21 protein-coding genes are annotated in these 15,841 nt (G+C 64.7%); 13 read left to right on the plus strand and 8 right to left on the minus strand.

The window, feature by feature from the left end:
• Positions 1–91 precede the first annotated feature (91 nt).
• Positions 92–1,261, minus strand: a complete 1,170-nt coding sequence (locus BUB39_RS09220; RefSeq protein ID WP_073052592.1) for an FAD-dependent monooxygenase — start codon at positions 1,259–1,261, stop codon at positions 92–94.
• 14 nt (positions 1,262–1,275) lie between these two features.
• Complete coding sequence (locus tag BUB39_RS09225; protein WP_073052593.1) at positions 1,276–1,524, minus strand: zinc-finger domain-containing protein; 249 nt, start codon at positions 1,522–1,524, stop codon at positions 1,276–1,278.
• A 173-nt stretch (positions 1,525–1,697) separates the two neighbouring features.
• Here BUB39_RS09225 and BUB39_RS09230 point away from each other — a divergent pair, with 173 nt between their 5' ends.
• The 5 genes from BUB39_RS09230 (at position 1,698) to BUB39_RS09250 (ending at position 4,804) form a co-directional block, all read left to right on the plus strand.
• A complete protein-coding gene (locus BUB39_RS09230) occupies positions 1,698–2,456 on the plus strand; it encodes an alpha/beta fold hydrolase (RefSeq protein WP_073052594.1) in 759 nt (252 codons plus the stop codon).
• A gap of 126 nt (positions 2,457–2,582) precedes the next feature.
• Positions 2,583–3,410, plus strand: coding sequence for a serine O-acetyltransferase (gene cysE / locus BUB39_RS09235; RefSeq protein ID WP_073052595.1), 828 nt, complete (start codon positions 2,583–2,585; stop codon positions 3,408–3,410).
• Between the two features lie 107 nt (positions 3,411–3,517).
• Complete coding sequence (locus BUB39_RS09240; RefSeq protein WP_139251392.1) at positions 3,518–3,733, plus strand: DUF3126 family protein; 216 nt, start codon at positions 3,518–3,520, stop codon at positions 3,731–3,733.
• A gap of 39 nt (positions 3,734–3,772) precedes the next feature.
• Positions 3,773–4,270 (plus strand): DUF6949 family protein, encoded by a 498-nt coding sequence (locus BUB39_RS09245; protein ID WP_210187046.1) that lies wholly within the window; start codon positions 3,773–3,775, stop codon positions 4,268–4,270.
• Positions 4,271–4,282: 12 nt separating this feature from the next.
• Positions 4,283–4,804, plus strand: coding sequence for a gamma carbonic anhydrase family protein (locus tag BUB39_RS09250; RefSeq protein ID WP_073052597.1), 522 nt, complete (start codon positions 4,283–4,285; stop codon positions 4,802–4,804).
• A 3-nt stretch (positions 4,805–4,807) separates the two neighbouring features.
• Here BUB39_RS09250 and BUB39_RS09255 read toward each other — a convergent pair whose 3' ends face one another.
• From BUB39_RS09255 to BUB39_RS09265, 3 genes are all read right to left on the minus strand, one after another.
• Positions 4,808–5,428, minus strand: a complete 621-nt coding sequence (locus tag BUB39_RS09255; RefSeq protein ID WP_073052598.1) for a transglutaminase-like cysteine peptidase — start codon at positions 5,426–5,428, stop codon at positions 4,808–4,810.
• Between the two features lie 411 nt (positions 5,429–5,839).
• Complete coding sequence (locus BUB39_RS09260; protein ID WP_073052599.1) at positions 5,840–6,445, minus strand: PilZ domain-containing protein; 606 nt, start codon at positions 6,443–6,445, stop codon at positions 5,840–5,842.
• A gap of 82 nt (positions 6,446–6,527) precedes the next feature.
• Positions 6,528–7,181, minus strand: coding sequence for a PAS domain-containing protein (locus tag BUB39_RS09265; protein WP_073052600.1), 654 nt, complete (start codon positions 7,179–7,181; stop codon positions 6,528–6,530).
• Between the two features lie 396 nt (positions 7,182–7,577).
• Here BUB39_RS09265 and BUB39_RS09270 point away from each other — a divergent pair, with 396 nt between their 5' ends.
• Entirely contained in the window at positions 7,578–8,321 is a 744-nt protein-coding gene (locus BUB39_RS09270) for a rhomboid family intramembrane serine protease (RefSeq protein ID WP_073052909.1), read from the plus strand.
• 120 nt (positions 8,322–8,441) lie between these two features.
• Positions 8,442–8,873: a CBS domain-containing protein gene (locus BUB39_RS09275; RefSeq protein ID WP_073052601.1), complete on the plus strand. Its 432-nt coding sequence runs from the start codon at positions 8,442–8,444 to the stop codon at positions 8,871–8,873.
• A gap of 24 nt (positions 8,874–8,897) precedes the next feature.
• Here the strand turns inward: BUB39_RS09275 and hisI are convergent, their stop codons facing one another.
• The 3 genes from hisI to folE all read right to left on the minus strand — a co-directional run bounded on the left by hisI (position 8,898) and on the right by folE (position 11,335).
• The gene (hisI, locus tag BUB39_RS09280; protein ID WP_073052602.1) at positions 8,898–9,353 is read right to left on the minus strand and encodes a phosphoribosyl-AMP cyclohydrolase; all 456 of its coding nucleotides are present in this window, start codon (positions 9,351–9,353) and stop codon (positions 8,898–8,900) included.
• Positions 9,350–10,639 (minus strand): 3-phosphoshikimate 1-carboxyvinyltransferase, encoded by a 1,290-nt coding sequence (gene aroA, locus BUB39_RS09285; RefSeq protein WP_073052603.1) that lies wholly within the window; start codon positions 10,637–10,639, stop codon positions 9,350–9,352. Before aroA ends, hisI begins: the two co-directional genes overlap by 4 nt.
• Positions 10,640–10,714: 75 nt before the next feature.
• Positions 10,715–11,335 carry a GTP cyclohydrolase I FolE gene (gene folE / locus BUB39_RS09290; RefSeq protein ID WP_073052604.1) on the minus strand — a complete coding sequence of 207 codons (621 nt, stop codon included), beginning with the start codon at positions 11,333–11,335 and terminating at the stop codon, positions 10,715–10,717.
• Positions 11,336–11,423: 88 nt separating this feature from the next.
• Between folE and BUB39_RS09295 the strand changes: the two genes are divergently transcribed.
• The 6 genes from BUB39_RS09295 (at position 11,424) to thrS (ending at position 15,801) form a co-directional block, all read left to right on the plus strand.
• Complete coding sequence (locus tag BUB39_RS09295) at positions 11,424–11,873, plus strand: iron-sulfur cluster assembly scaffold protein (protein ID WP_073052910.1); 450 nt, start codon at positions 11,424–11,426, stop codon at positions 11,871–11,873.
• A gap of 9 nt (positions 11,874–11,882) precedes the next feature.
• Positions 11,883–12,251, plus strand: a complete 369-nt coding sequence (locus BUB39_RS09300; RefSeq protein WP_073052605.1) for a VOC family protein — start codon at positions 11,883–11,885, stop codon at positions 12,249–12,251.
• Positions 12,252–12,261: 10 nt separating this feature from the next.
• The gene (locus BUB39_RS25195; protein WP_139251393.1) at positions 12,262–12,561 is read left to right on the plus strand and encodes a hypothetical protein; all 300 of its coding nucleotides are present in this window, start codon (positions 12,262–12,264) and stop codon (positions 12,559–12,561) included.
• A 55-nt stretch (positions 12,562–12,616) separates the two neighbouring features.
• Complete coding sequence (gene yidD, locus BUB39_RS09305) at positions 12,617–12,895, plus strand: membrane protein insertion efficiency factor YidD (protein WP_425292900.1); 279 nt, start codon at positions 12,617–12,619, stop codon at positions 12,893–12,895.
• 170 nt (positions 12,896–13,065) lie between these two features.
• Positions 13,066–13,473 carry a GFA family protein gene (locus tag BUB39_RS09310; RefSeq protein WP_073052606.1) on the plus strand — a complete coding sequence of 136 codons (408 nt, stop codon included), beginning with the start codon at positions 13,066–13,068 and terminating at the stop codon, positions 13,471–13,473.
• A 354-nt stretch (positions 13,474–13,827) separates the two neighbouring features.
• Positions 13,828–15,801, plus strand: a complete 1,974-nt coding sequence (gene thrS / locus BUB39_RS09315; RefSeq protein ID WP_073052607.1) for a threonine--tRNA ligase — start codon at positions 13,828–13,830, stop codon at positions 15,799–15,801.
• Positions 15,802–15,841 lie beyond the last annotated feature (40 nt).

Genomic DNA, 15,841 nt, shown 5'->3' on the forward strand with positions numbered 1-15,841 from the left:
GGGATAGCCATTCAATTCGTCGGTTGTTGTCTGGTTCCAGCGTGAACTGATGATTTTGTCGCAGCACCCGAAAGCCAGTCCGGGTGGTTAATCAACCGTTCTGCCGCCAGCCATAGATCCAATCATAACGAGCCAGTAATCGGTCGCCGCCCAATGCCTTCATGGTTGCGTCCCGGAACGGCGCGGCGAGGGGGCTCATATGATAGATGGCGCCGCTCTGGCGCGCAGCCTGGGCGACGCGCGCGGCGCGTGGCCTTCGCTCGGCAACATAACGGGCGAGCGCGATCTCGGCCGGCAGGTCCGGGCGCAGGAGCATGCGCGTCAGCACAGCCGCATCCTCGATCGCCATCGCGGCGCCCTGTGCCAGGAAGGGCAGCATCGCGTGGCAGGCATCGCCGATAAGGGCGATCCGCCCGTTCTGCCAGGGTCCGTTGGCGTCGACGCCGCAGAGGCACCAGCGGGTCCAGTCGCTGCCGGCGGCGATGAGGTCTTCAAGGTCGTCAGCGGTGCCGCAAAAACGCTGGCGGATGAACGCGGCGTCGCCCGGCTCGCTCCAACCTTCCCCCTGCCATGCCTCTTCGACGATGGCGACGACGTTGATCTCCCGGCCCGAACGGATCGGATAGACAACGACATGGCTGCGGTCGCCGAGGAAAACCGTGACGCGGTCCCGGGCGATCCCATCAGGCGCCGCCGCGGTTGGAATAGTTGTGCGCCATGCCGTGCGACCGGTCGGCTCCGCCGGGCCGCCGCGAAGATGGGCGCGCACGGACGAGCGGACACCGTCCGCTCCGATCAGGATATCGGCATCGCGGCTGATATCGCCTGCCGCGAAGCGGAGGCCCGCCGCCGTTTCGGAGATATTGCTGACGGGACTTCCGAGATGGACCGCGATCTGCGGGTCTGCCGCCACGGCCGAAAGCAGGATATCGAGCAGGTCGGCGCGATGCAGCAGCCGATAGGGTGCGCCGTAGCGGATAGCCGCGCGTGCCAACGGGAGCGCGATGATCGCGCGGCCGCTTTGAACGCCGCGCATCTCGATTGCCTCAGGGCGTGTTGCGACGGCGTCGAGGGCTGGTCCAAGGCCGAGATTATCGAGGATGCGACCGGCATTCGGCGAGATCTGCAGCCCGGCGCCAACCTCGGAAAGGCGATCGGCGCGCTCGAACACCTCAACGCGGAAGCCGGCACGCGACAGGAGAAGCGCTGCCGTCAACCCGGCAATGCCGCCGCCCGCGACGGCGATGGTCGAGACGGACACGGTCTTCGTCGGCCTCAGGCGGCCAGCGGTTCGACGAAAAGGTGGCCGGGCGGGTTCGATTCCGTGCCGTGCAGGCGGGGATTATGCCGATACACCGTCGAGCAATAAGGACAGACACGCTCGCCGGAAGCGCCGAGATCGATGAAGATGTGGGGGTGGTCAAAGGGCGGCTTGGCGCCGACGCACATAAATTCCTGCACGCCGATCTCGATCAGCGCGACGCCGGAATCATTGTGAAAATGCGGGATGACGTGCTCGGCCATGGCGAAATCCGCTCGTTCGACGAAAGTTGGCGCGACGATAGAGCGTTGCGCCCGCGATGAACAGACCGTGATGCTTCTTCCTGTGGCGACACCTTGGCGCGGCGCGCGGCTTCCGTCATAAGGGCGCTCCTCGCAGCGCTGGGCGCTGCCCGTCGCCGCTATCCGGGTCCGCCATGCCAGTCTTCCAGTCCAACGGCTACAGCATTGCCTATATCGATGAGGGCGAGGGCGCTCCGATCCTGCTCATTCATGGTTTCGGGTCGAGCGCGCGGGTCAACTGGGTCAATCCAGGCTGGGTCGATACGCTGGTCAAAGCGGGACGGCGCGTAATCGCGATCGACAATCGTGGCCATGGCAACAGCGACAAGCCGCATCAGGTCGAGGCTTACCGCGTCGCGGCGCTCGCCGAAGACGCCCGCAATCTCCTTCTCCACCTCGGCATCGGCCGCGCTGACGTGATGGGATATTCCATGGGTGCCCGGATTGCGGCGATTCTGGCGCTCTCGCATCCCGAGATGATCCGTCGCCTGGTCTTTGGCGGCCTCGGCTACGGGATCGTTACCGGGATTGGTCCGTGGGGACCAGTGGTGGACGCGCTGGAGACGGAGACGCCCGAGGCGATCACCGATCCGGTCGGCCAGATGTTCCGCAAGTTCGCTGACCAGACCGGCAGCGACCGCGTCGCGCTGGCCGCCTGCATGAAGGCGACCCGCCAGCCGATTTCGGCTGACGATCTCGCGACGCTGCATATGCCGGTCCTGATCGCGGTCGGCGAGAAGGACGAACTGGCCGGATCGGCAGCCGCGCTCGCCCGGATCATTCCGAGCGCCGAAGTGCTGGACATCCCGAAGCGCGACCACATGCTCGCGGTCGGAGACAAGGTCTACAAGGCCGGCGTACTCGATTTCCTTGGCCGGCGCGGTCTCGAATGACGATCGGCCCTCGCAACCGTCGCCGCCGAGCATAGTTTACCCGCCATATGCCGTTTTGTGGCATCCAAGCCTTCATGATAGTGTCCCGGCGGAAATCCGGGGCCCAACTCCGGCAAGGAGACGTTCATGTCGTCAGTCACCTCGCGCATCGGTGGCGATAGCCTCGCAAGCTTCGACCCGCTGTGGTCGCGGATCCGCGCCGAGGCGGAGGAAGTCGTCCGCGGCGAGCCGGCGCTGTCGACCTTCGTCTATGGGTCGATCCTGGCGCATGAACGCCTCGAACTCGCCGTCGCGCACCGTATTGCCGGGCGGCTCGATCATCCAGACGTCGCGGGCGAACTGATCGCACAGGCGTTTGCCGAAGCATTCGAAAACGACGTGTCGATCGCCCATGCTCTGCGGGTCGACGTTCAGGCGGTGGTCGATCGCGATCCGGCCTGCAATCGTTCGATCGAGCCAGTACTCTATTTCAAGGGCTTCCACGCCATCCAGACGCATCGCCTGGCTCATTATCTGTGGCGCCGCGGGCGGCGTGATTTCGCCTATTACCTGCAGAGCCGGTCGTCGGCCGTCTTCCAGGTCGACATCAATCCCGCCGTGCAGATGGGCAAGGGTATCTTCTTCGACCACGCCACCGACATCGTGATCGGCGAGACGGCCATTCTCGAGGATGACGTTTCGATCCTGCAGGGCGTGACGCTCGGCGGAACCGGCAAGGAAATTGGCGACCGCCATCCCAAGGTGCGCCATGGCGTGCTGATCGGCGCTGGCGCCAAGGTGCTGGGCAATATCGAAATTGGGCATTGCTCGCGCGTCGCTTCGGGCTCGGTCGTGCTGCATGCGGTCCCGCCCAACACCACCGTCGCTGGTGTGCCGGCCAAGGTCGTCGGCAAGGCGCCCTGCGCCGAACCGTCGCGGTCGATGGATCAACTGCTTTCGGGTCAAGGCGAGTAAGCCTGACGCCACAAGGTGCCGGAGGCGTCGCACGGGGCGGCGTGCCGGGTCAGCCCGTGCGCTGCGCGGGTGGTCGCCGATCATTCCCCCCGCAAATGGAGAGAAAATTGGATCGCAAGGAGATCCAGAAGCTCGAGGGCTTCTTCCGCCGGCGTTTCAACATGAAGGACATCACTGTCCGCCAGCGGCCGCGCAAGGACGATTCTGCCGAGGTCTATTTCGGCGAGGAGTTCATGGGCGTGCTGTTCCGCGACGATGAGGAAGGCGAGCTTTCCTACAACTTCACGATGGCGATCCTCGACATCGATCTCGAGGAAGTCTGATCGTTCGCACGAGGCCGGACGGCTGACCCGAACTGGGTCATGTCGCTGGTGCCTGTGCCTTTACGAAACAATAACCATGACGCCGCCGGTTCCGGCGGCGTTTTGCATTTGCGAATGGCGGGCCGCGCCACCGTTTCGGTGAGCGGGCCCGTCGGCATGACGTTTGCGTGCGCAGAGGCGGTCAACCACCAGAGCAGAACGAACATGCCGCTTTCCGTCCAGCTCTTCGTGCTCCTCTATTCGGTCGCGGCCGGCTTCGTCACGGCGGGCATCGTCGGCAGCTTTTATCAACTCGTGACCTCCGAACCGGCGCGTTTTGCACTGCTCGGCAGCTCGGCGCCTGCAATGCTGGTCACTTTCCTCTTCTGTGGCGTCGTCGGTCCGTTCATCATCATGCGCAATGCGGTCGCCGCACAGCGGAAGCAACGTCCTGCCCTCGGCTGGATCGTGGGCAGCGTGGCGATCGCCGGCATGTGGAGCGCCTGTTCGGGCCTCATCGTGCTGGATTTCGCGCTTGCCGCGCAGGCAAGCCTATGAGGAGACGGACAGATGGCTGAGAACACGCTGGATGGGGTCGGGCCGGAACTGCCTGAAGCGGGGCGCTACTGGATCGCGCCGGATGCGCGGGTGATCGGCAAGGTGACCCTCGGAGTCGATGTCGGCGTGTGGTTCGGCGCCGTCCTGCGGGGCGACAATGAGCGGATCACCGTGGGGGCCGCGACCAATATCCAGGAGCACGCCATGCTCCATACCGACATGGGTTTTCCACTGGCGATCGGCGAGGGGTGCACGATCGGGCATCGCGCGATCCTGCATGGCTGCACGATCGGCGAGAACAGCCTGATCGGGATGGGGGCAATCGTGCTCAACGGCGCACGGATCGGCGCCAATTCGCTGGTCGGCGCTGGTGCGCTCGTGCCGGAAGGCAAGGACTATCCGGAAGGGTCGCTGATCGTCGGGGCGCCGGGTCGCGTCGTGCGGACGCTCACGCCCGAGCAGATCGAGAGGCTGCGCCAGTCGGCTCGAAGCTATGTCGAGAACTGGCGCCGCTTCGCGAACGGGTTCGTCTGATGTTCAGCGCTTGATCGAGCCGACCAGCACGTTGCGGTCGTCGGCGATCGAAACCCAGCGGCCGCTGTCCGTGTCGGACTGCCGCTTGATGAACTGATAGTCGGTCTGCTCCCAGAGCTTGATCTTGCCCTCGAGATTGTCGAGCACGAGATCGCCGCGATCGGTGCGGACGGTCAAGACCGCATGGCCGTCGCCATTGGTCTGGCGGACGACGGTGATGAGCAGGGAGCCTGCCGGCCAGCCGCGCTGCATAAGCTCGCGGCGCTTCAGCAGGACGAAGTCCTCGCAATCGCCCTTTCCGAGCGTATCGGGATAAGCCCAGAATTCCTCGCGGCCGTAGATGTCCTTGTCGGTGTCCGGGACAATGGCCGTGTTGACGTTGTCATTGACCGCAATGAGCTCGTTCCACAGCACAGGCGTCAGCACCACCGGCCTGTCGTCGGCGGTGCGCTCGCGGCATTCAACCGGCATGCGCGCGCAAAGGTCATGGTGACCGATGGGCTGCGTCGTTTTGCCGAGAACTTGCATGAAAGCCGACTGACCCTGCGCATTCGCAGTCGTCAGACCGGCTGCGCCAAGCAAAGCCAGCGCGAAGAGAGAGGTAAACAAGCGTACGCAATACATAGTCGCCAATTCCCTTGAGCTACGATGACTATGACCGTTGAGTTTTGACGCCGGTCTAAGCCACGAGCTCGAATTCAAATCCAACTCAATTCGAATTCGCCGAAAGGTTTATTGTTGTTGTTAACCTTTCGTTAAATAATATGGCCGAGCCGGGGCGGCGGCAAGCGCAACCTTTTGTTAAGGTTAATTTGCGCGGCCAATGGGAGGGGCGGCGGGGTCTGGGTCTGGTAGTGCCAGGGGAGGGACGGCGATGTGTGGCTGGGGGCGGTGGCGCGCGCGTCTGCCAAACGCCGAGGCCGCGTTCACCGCGTCGCGCTTATCGTGCTTACGGTCTAGCTGGCGCTGGATGCACCCGGGCCTCGCGGCTCGGCGTGCCGGGCGAAGTTAGTAATCGGAGAAGGTGGGGAGACTTCAGAACTGCGCGCGGAGTCCGGCTTCGTCCTGCGCGACGTCGAAGGCGATGGCAATGCCGTCGTCGGTGTGGCGGATCACCTGCGCGACCAGGCCGCCGAGCGCTACCGGCGTGCCGACGGCGGGCCGTTCTGAAATCGCGAGGGCAGCGCCGGTGATCGAGAGGTCGATCACGCGGCAGCGTTCGTGCCGCCCATTGGCCAAAGCGAGCTGAGAGAACGGATTGCGCGGGACGATGCGGACGCCGGACCGCGCGTCGATGCCCTTGGCGAGCGCATGCTCAGCCAGCCATTCAAGCGTCGCGGCGAGCTTGTCGCGCTTTCTGAGTGTGGCGGTAACCGCCAGAATGAAGCCATTGGGGCTCAGTCGAGTGATGGTGCCCTCGATCCGCCCGAGCTGATCGACATAGGCGACGATGCGCTCGCCGATGCGCCCCTGGATCGGGGCCGCCAGCGACAGCGTGTCCGTCGAGATATCGATTGTCTGGCAGGGATATTCGCGGCGGCTCTCCAGCATGTAGCGCCCGAGCAGAGCGATCTCGTATCGCCGGTAGCGGCGGCGGTCATACTGATCGAGGGTGGGCCGATGCGTCGCCAGTTCGAGCATGGAAAGCGTCCGGAATACAGTCGTTGCGGGCACTCTAGCCGGATGCCCTTAACAAGCCATATGCCGGCCAGTTGGCGTCGCATCAGCGCTTGCCGCCCTCGAGGACGACCAGATGATGACGACGTCGTCCGCTCGCCAGGGCCCCTGCCGGCATAACCGGCAAGTCGTCAGGGCGGGCGATCGACATTGGCGAGAGCGGCCGGCTCGGCGCGGGAATGGAGGGATGAAGCAGGACAGGCCGTTCATCCGGCCAGATCAGCCGGAGGCTGGTGATCGACTGGCGGATGACTGGATGGATGTCGAGCCAATAGGGCCGCTCCAGGGGGGCCATGAGGCCGAGAATGCGGTCATAGACCCGCCCGCCGCGCGACAGCGGCAGGATGACCATCTCCCACGGTGCCGACTGGCCGCGATCATTGAGCGTCTCGGCGCCGATCACTGCTGCTGCGGCATCGATGCAGACGGCCGTCAGCAGCGTATCGATCGCCTCGATGTCCTCATCGCCCCAAAGCGTGAGGAAGTTGCGGCCCTTCAGTTCGCGGCCGAAATGGGAACAGAGGCGCGTGCCGGCGAGGCGGAAGGGATATTGGGTAGGCCCGGCACTTTCGAGGATGAACGTGTCGCCGAGAAGGGCGTGGATCTCCGCCGGCTCGATGGCCCCGCGTGGTGGCGCGGCGTCCGTGCCGCGCAGGCGTGACCAGTAGTCGTAGAGTTCTCGGGTATTGCGATGCTTCATTCCGCCCTTCGACGTTCGATTTCGATGCAGGGGCGGCACACCGACCATCTCGCTGCCCGAAACTGTGCGGGCGCGGGACAGCTGGCCCCCCGACCAACATGGTAAATGCGGGGTGTGCACGCGGCGTGCCAACCGGCGCACGACGATCGAACAGACCGACTCACATGCGCCTTGCCGACATGGTTGCGAATTCGTTCGCCGCATGGCAATCCTGTCGCGTTCACGGGGCGTCTTGACCGGGGGGTAAAGACGGGGCGTGATCGGGGCCGTTTGTGCGCGCTTCTTTGAAGCCGCGCCGGACGGCCCCTCGATTTCCGCCTGACCAGGGATGCGGGGCAACGCCGCGGCGGCGCAGGGCCGCTTGTTTCCGCGCCGGTGGCCGTCTATCTCGAAGCCATGTCAGAACGCTTCCCACGCACGACGCGCGAGCCTGTCTTCAACCTGCCGCCGGTGATCATCGCCTCGGTGGTGCTGCTCGGCGTCATCCATGCCATTCGCGTCTGGCTGCTGACGCCGGACCAGGAGGGCTGGGTGATCGCAGCCTTCTCCTTCGTTCCCGTGCGGATCACGTTTCCCGCCGCCTATGATTTCGATTGGCCGGGCGGCATCGCCGGTGATGTCTGGACGTTCTTCACCTACGCCTTCCTCCATGCCGACTGGATGCATTTCGGCATCAACGCGCTCTGGCTCGCTGCCTTCGGCACCCCGCTTGCCCGGCGCTTCGGTCCGCAGCGTTTCATCGGCTTCTCGCTCCTCGGCGCCGCGGGCGGTGCGGCCGCCCATCTGGCGCTCGATCCGCACAGCATGGCTCCGCTTGTCGGCGCCTCGGCGGCCATCGCCGCGCAGATGGCGGCCGCGGCGCGATTCGCCTTCTCGCCCGGTGGCAGGCTCGGCGGCGGCGGGGCGTTCAGCGCGGATGCCGATCATCGGCCGGCGCTCACCATTCCCGAAATGATACGGAATTCGCGGGTGCTGATGTTCCTCGGCGTCTGGTTCGTCTTCAATCTCTTGTTCGGATTGTTGTTCACGCCGCCGGGCATCCAGTCGAGCCAGATCGCCTGGGACGCGCATCTTGGCGGTTTCATCGTCGGGCTGCTGTTCTTCCCGATCTTCGATCCGGTGGCGCGCCGCGCTACCTGACCGCCGCTGCCTGATTGCTTGCGCTTCGATCCTGCGAGGATCATCATCTTGTATCGCGGTGTCCGGACCGGTCCCCCTGACAGAGAGCGGCTGGCGCCTCGTTTCAAGGGAGCCGACGCCATGACCGTTGCCGCTATCCTCGCCCATAAGGGTCGAAACGTTCTCACAGTCTCCAGGGACATGTCCGTCGCGGAGGTCGTCGCTCTCCTTGCGGAGCGGCGGATTGGCGCCGTCGTCGTCGTCGACGATGTCCGCCATATCCTCGGCATCGTCTCGGAACGCGACGTCGTGCGCATGCTGGCGCATGCGGGATTTGAGGGGCTTGCTGCCAATGTCGCCTCGATCATGACCGCGAAGGTCATTACCTGCAGCGATCAGGACACGATCAACGACGTGATGGAGCGGATGACGCATGGCCGTTTCCGCCATCTGCCGGTGGTGGAAGACGGCCGGCTCGCCGGCATCATCTCGATTGGCGACGTCGTGAAGGCACGCATCGAGCAGGTCGAGCGCGAGGCCGACGAGATGCGGACCTATATCGCGATGGCGTGAGGGCGGACCGCGTACAAATTGGCCTCAGCCGCCATAGACGGCTTTGGGGTCGAACAGAGGGTCATCACCCGTCGGCTCGAGCGCAAGCTCGGACGCCGGCTTTTGGCCGATGGGAACGCGCCTATAGAAGCAGCCCTTGCGGCCGGTGTGGCAGTTGGCGCCCGTTCCCGCGGTGACGACGCGGATGAGGATCGCATCCTGGTCGCAATCGACGCGCATCTCGGTCACGGTCTGGACATGGCCGCTCGTCGCGCCCTTGTGCCAGAGCTCTTTGCGCGACCGACTCCAGTACCAGCCTTCGCCCGTCTCGATCGTCTTCGCCAGCGCCTCTTCATTCATCCAGGCGACCATGACGACATCCCCGCTCGCATCATCGACGACGATGGCGGCGATGAGCCCGTCCGCGCCGAAGCGCGGCATCAGGACAAGGCCTTCCTCGATCTCGGCATGGGTCCCGGGCGCAGCGAACGGGCCACTCATGCCGCTTCCTCCTGGCGCAGCTTGAGGCCGACTCCGAGCGACGCGAGGGCGTCCCAGTAGCCGGGATAGGTCTTGCCGGTGCAATCCGGGTCGAGGATCGTGATGCCGCCGATCTTGAGGCCGGCAAGCGCGAAGCTCATGGCGATGCGATGGTCCGAATAGGTCTCGATCTCGGTCGGCAGTGTCTGGCCGCAAAGGGCGGGATCCGAAGCGACGATGAGATCATCGCCTTCCTCATGCGCGAGGCCCGGCCGGATGCGCGAAAGCTCGGTCGAGAGCGCGCGGATCCGGTCGCATTCCTTGACGCGGAGATTGGCGATGCCGACGAAGCGAACCGGCGTCTCGTTGAAGGCCGCAAGCACCGCGAGTGTCGGTACGGCGTCCTGCATCTGCGAGCCATCGATGACTGCCGGCAGATGCGGGAATGCCGCGATGAGCGCGGCCGCTTCGGCGTCGGGCTGCGTGAAGTCCTCAGCCTCCACGCCGAGATCGATGGCGCCGTTTGTCAACACGGAGGCCGCCCACAGATAGGTTGCCGCGGAAGCGTCGGGCTCGACGTGGATGTCGGCGGCCCTGTAGCCGGTCGGCTCGATGCGCCAAGTCGCGGCATCACGCCTCTCGACCTTCGCCCCGAAGGCGGTCATCGCCGCGACGGTCAGGTCGACATAGCCGCGCGCGCCGATATCGCTGCCGGTCAGCGCGACCTCGACCGGGCCCGTGCCGCAGGCCGCCGCCATCAGCAGGGCCGAGACATACTGGCTCGAAAGGCTGCCATCGATCTCGATACGGCCGCTGCCGAAGGCTCCGGTCCCATGGACGGTCACCGGCGGATAGCCCCCAGTATCGCTGCAATCGATGCCGACCGATTGCAGCGCTGCCACGAGCGGTCCGATCGGGCGCTTGCGCATGTGATCGTCGCCATTAACCACCACGGTGCCCTCGACGAGCGTCACCGCTGCCGTGAGGAAGCGCATCGCCGTGCCGGCATTGCCAAGGAAGAGCGGGCCGGCTGGCGGGAGGAGGCGTCCCGTCGAGGTGACGACGAAACTCGTCGCGTCGGGCTCGTCGACCGTGACGCCCATGTCGCGCAGCGCCGCCGCCATCAGCTTTGTGTCGAGGCTCTTCAGCGCGCCGGTGATGCGGCTGGTGCCGCTTGCCAGCGCCGCCAGCAGCAGCACTCGATTGGTGATCGACTTCGAGCCCGGCGGCGATACGCGGCCGTAGAGCGGAGCGGTCGCCGGCGTGATCGTGATTGCCTTGGTCGTGCGCTGTGCAGCTTCGCTCATTTGTCAGGCCCTTGGTCTCAGGGAGAAGGTGAGCGGCTTAGACCAAAGACGCGACCGCGCACAAGAGGCGGAGGCTCAGCGTCGGCCTTCGACGAGTTGCAGGAAGCGTGCGCGCTCGGCCGGATCGGTCTTGAAGACGCCCTTGAAGCTTGTCGTGACGGTCGAGACGCCGGATTTCCGCGCGCCGCGCATCGACACGCAGTGATGCTCGGCTTCGATCAGCACGGCGACGCCATGCGGCGCGAGCCCGATCTCGATCGCGTCTGCGATCTGCTGCGTCAGCCGCTCCTGCATCTGCAGCCGGCGCGCATAGGCATCGACCAGACGCGCCAGTTTCGAAAGGCCGACGACACCTCCATTGGGCAGATAGGCGATATGGGCCTTGCCGATGAACGGCACCATGTGGTGCTCGCAATGGGAATGAAACGGGATGTCGCGCAGCAGCACGAAATCGTCATAGCCGCCGGCCTCGTCGAAGACACGGTCGAGAATCGCGGCGGGATCTTCTTCGTAGCCCGAATAGAATTCGCGATAGGCCTTCGCGACGCGCGCCGGCGTTTCCAGCAGCCCCTCGCGGTCGGGGTCGTCGCCGGCATAGGCGATGAGCGTGCGCACGGCCGCCTCGGCCTCAGCCGCACTCGGCCTTTCGGCGGCTCGCGGCGCATATTTCAGCTGCGGCGGGGTCTTGGCATCCATGCTCGACTCCGATGACGAACGGTTTCGGAGCCTTGTATCTGGATCGGAAGGCCGGAACTTTCTATATCTCATCGCATCGGAGGCGCCGATGATCGATGAAATCTACAATGCGCGGATCCTGGAATTCGCGGCCAATATCGAACGCATCGGCCGTCTTGCGGCGCCGCAGGCGACCGCGAAGGCGCATTCGCGGCTCTGCGGCTCCACCGTCACTGTCGATATCGTGATGGACGGCGATGTCGTGACGGATTTCGCGCATGACGTCCGGGCCTGCGCGCTCGGCCAGGCGACGTCGTCCGTCATGGCGCGGCATGTCGTCGGCGCGCGGGCGGAGGAACTCCGGGCGGTGCGCATCGCAATGTACGCCATGCTCAAGGAGAATGGCGCGCCGCCGGAAGGCCGCTTTGCCGATCTCAAATATCTGGAGCCGGTGCGCGACTATCGCGCGCGCCACGCCTCCACGTTGCTGACCTTCGATGCCGTCGTTGATGCCATTGGCCAGATCGAGGCCGCGCGCGCCGCGGAAGCCGCCGAATAGGAGACGCGCATGGGCTACGATCATCTCGGCTTCAATGTGAAGAACTTTCTGGCGAGCCGCGATTTCTATATCCGCCTGTTGGCGCCGCTCGATATCGGCGTCGTCCATGAGACCGCCGACTGGGCGATGTTCGGCGAAAACGGGCGCGGTCTGCTCTGGATCGGCAGCTATGGTGCGCCGCCCGGACCCATCCATTTTGCGTTCAAGGCGCGCGACCGTGCCGCCGTGCATGCATTCCATGCCGCGGGAATCGAGGCAGGCGGGCGCGACAATGGTGCGCCGGGGCCGCGGCCGCAGTATCATCCCGGCTATTACGCCGCCTTCATCACCGACCCGGACGGCCATAATGTCGAAGCCGTGGTGCACGAGCATGGGTGAGGTTCAGAGGATGTCCAAACGCGTGCCGGCCGCGCTCATCGCGGTTGCCATAGTTGGGGCTGGCTTCCTGTCGGCTGCGGCTCCGGCTTTCGCGCTTTCCAGCGATGCGCAGACGATCGTGGATCGGCTGAAGGCCACCATCCCGGATATGAAGCCGGTCTGTTCTGATCGTGGCAAGCTCACTGCCGCCGTGACGAGCGCGACGATCGCGCTTGCGACGGCGAAGAAGATTAACGGCGATCACGCGGTCGCCCGCAAGGCTGGCCAGGAGGCGGGGTATTATCTGTACTTCCACTGCCCACCGGCATGAGGCGAATGCGCCTGACGCGCGCGCCAAAGGGCTGCCGGCGCTGATCGGCATTGGCCTGATCCGCCTCTACAAGCTGATGCTGTCGCCCTTTCTCGGCCAGAACTGCCGCTATCTGCCGACCTGTTCCAGCTATGGCGAGGAGGCGATCAGGCGGCATGGCCTCTGGGCGGGCGGATGGACGACGCTCGCCCGCTTCCAGCGCTGCGGACCGTTCGGCGCGTCGGGATATGACCCAGTGCCGGAAGTGCTCAGGCCCGCTGCGCGCTGGTATCTGCCCTGGCGATACGGCCAGTGGACGGGAAAGCATATCGATCCGAAGACGCGGTTGGATTGAGCGGCTAGACCGGTGTTCGGTCAAGAGTCTTGCGCGGGGCCTCGCCGTGGGGCATCTAGCCCGTCCCCTACAGGCATCAGGCCGGATCAGCAGTCCTGAACTGCTTAAATTGTCCGGTGCGGCTTCCCTGCCTTGGTGCCATTCCTGGCCCTCACAATGGTGCGAGATCGATGAGCAAGCGATATGCCGGCTCTTGCCTCTGCGGCGAAGTCAGGTTCGAGATTTCCGGAGCGTTCGAACATTTCTTCCTGTGTCACTGCGATCGCTGCCGAAAGGACACGGGGTCCGCACACGCGGCAAACCTTTTCTCGACGACGGCGGCCATCACCTGGCTTTCGGGCCAGGAAAATGCGCGGACGTTTCAGGTGCCGTCCTCGCGACATCGGAAGAGTTTTTGCTCTAAATGCGGCTCCGCGCTTCCCGATGTCCAGTTCGATGGGGGTCTGCTGGTGGTGCCGGCGGGGAGCCTCGATGTCGATATCGATATCGAGCCCAACGCCCACATCTTCTTCGCCGAGCGGGCGAATTGGGACGAGCAACTGGAAGCGGCGCCGAAGATCGACGGGCTGCCCGGCTGATAGCGAAGGCGGCGGGCGGTAATTTCTCGCGGCTCGCGTATTTTTGCGACCGGCTTTGGCGTTGGCTGCGCGGAAACAGCTCGACGATGCTTGGGATGAGTGACTTTCCGACCCTGTCCTGGTTATGGCCGGCGGCATAGTGATATTCGGAGCGGTACTCGGTATTCAGCTGCGTCGAGGCGCTGCCTATCGGAAGCTGCCCGTACGTCGCGGATAGGTTTTGGCGGACCGGTTGTCCGCCGAACTCAACTGCGTTATCTCCTGCCGCGCCGGGCTGACCGGCGCTTCCGGCGGCCCCCTGCCGCCAGCAACGCTTACCCGCGCTCGTCTGCGGGAGTGAGCAGGAGAGATACGATGATCCATCTGACCTTCCCCGATGGCTCGGTTCGCGAATTCGCCGCTGGTACGACCGGCCGGCAGGTCGCCGAAGGGATTTCGAAATCGCTGGCCAAGAAGTCGGTCGCGATGACGCTTGGCGGCACGCTCACCGACCTTTCCGACCCGATCACTGCCGATGCTTCGATCGAGATCGTGACGCGTGATGATCCGCGGGCGCTCGAGCTGATCCGCCACGACGCAGCGCATGTGATGGCCGAGGCCGTGCAGGAACTTTTTCCGGGCACCCAGGTCACCATCGGCCCGGTGATCGAGAACGGCTTCTATTACGACTTCGCGCGCCCTGAGCCGTTCACCACCGAGGATCTGCCGAAGATCGAGGCGAAGATGCGCGAGATCATCACGCGCAACGCCCATTTCACCAAGGAAGTCTGGTCGCGCGAAGAGGCGAAGCGCGTCTTCGCGGCCAAGGGCGAGGCGTTCAAGCTCGAGCTGATCGACGCCATCCCGGCTGGCCAGGACCTCAAGATCTACAAGCAGGGCCAGTGGTTCGACCTTTGCCGTGGCCCGCATATGGCCTCGACGGGCCAGATCGGCTCGGCCTTCAAGCTGACCAAGGTTGCCGGTGCCTATTGGCGCGGCGACTCGACCAAGCCGATGCTGACGCGCATCTATGGCACCGCCTGGCATGACCAGGTCGAGCTCGACGCCTATCTCCACATGCTGGAGGAGGCGGAGAAGCGCGACCATCGCAAGCTCGGCCGCGAGATGGACCTGTTCCATTTCCAGGAAGAGGGACCCGGCGTCGTCTTCTGGCATTCCAAGGGCTGGTCGATGTTCCAGGAGCTGATCGCCTATATGCGGCGGCGCCTGCGTCCGCTCGGCTATCAGGAGGTCAACGCGCCCCAGCTGCTCGACAAGTCGCTGTGGGAGACCTCAGGCCATTGGGGCTGGTACAAGGAGAACATGTTCGCGGCGCAGTCGGCCGGCGATGATACCGAGGACGAACGCGTCTTCGCGATCAAGCCGATGAACTGCCCCGGCCATGTTCAGATATTCAAGCATGGCTTGAAGTCCTATCGCGATCTGCCTCTGCGCATGGCCGAATTTGGCGCCGTGCATCGCTACGAACCCTCGGGCGCGCTGCACGGGCTGATGCGCGTGCGCGGCTTCACGCAGGACGACGCGCATATCTTCTGCACCGAAGAGCAGATGGCGGCCGAGTGCCTGAAGATCAACGACCTGATCCTCTCGACCTATGCCGATTTCGGTTTCGGCGAAGTGGTCGTGAAGCTCTCGACCCGCCCTGAAAAGCGGGTCGGCTCCGATGCGGTGTGGGATCACGCCGAAGCGGTGATGATGCGTGTGCTCAAGACCATCGAGGAACAGTCGGGCGGCAAGATCAAGACCGGCATCCTTGAGGGCGAGGGCGCGTTCTATGGGCCGAAATTCGAATACACGTTGCGCGATGCGATCGGCCGCGAATGGCAGTGCGGCACCACGCAGGTCGACTTCAACCTGCCGGAGCGGTTCGGCGCCTTCTATGTCGACAGCGACGGCACCAAGAAGACGCCGGTGATGATCCACCGGGCCATCTGCGGTTCGATGGAGCGCTTCCTCGGCATCCTGATCGAGCATTTTGCCGGCCATTTCCCGCTCTGGTTCGCGCCGGTGCAGGTTGTGGTGGCGACGATCACGTCAGAGGCCGATGGCTATGCCGAGGCGGTCGTAGAGAAGCTGCGCGCGGCCGGCCTCCGGGCCGAGGTTGATCTTCGCAACGAGAAGATCAACTACAAGGTGCGCGAACACTCCGTTGCCAAGGTCCCGGTGATCCTCGTCTGCGGCAAGCGCGAGGCGGAAGAGGGTACGGTGAATATCCGCCGCCTCGGCTCGCGCGACCAGGTCTCGGCAACGCTCGACCAGGCACTCGCCGATCTCCTGGCGGAGGCGACCCCGCCCGACCTGCAGCGCAAGGGGCAGGTTGCTGCCTGACCATATGCGGCGCGCGGCTTTACCGAGCCGCGCGCCGGTT

Source organism: Kaistia soli DSM 19436 (genome assembly GCF_900129325.1).
Lineage (GTDB): Bacteria > Pseudomonadota > Alphaproteobacteria > Rhizobiales > Kaistiaceae > Kaistia > Kaistia soli.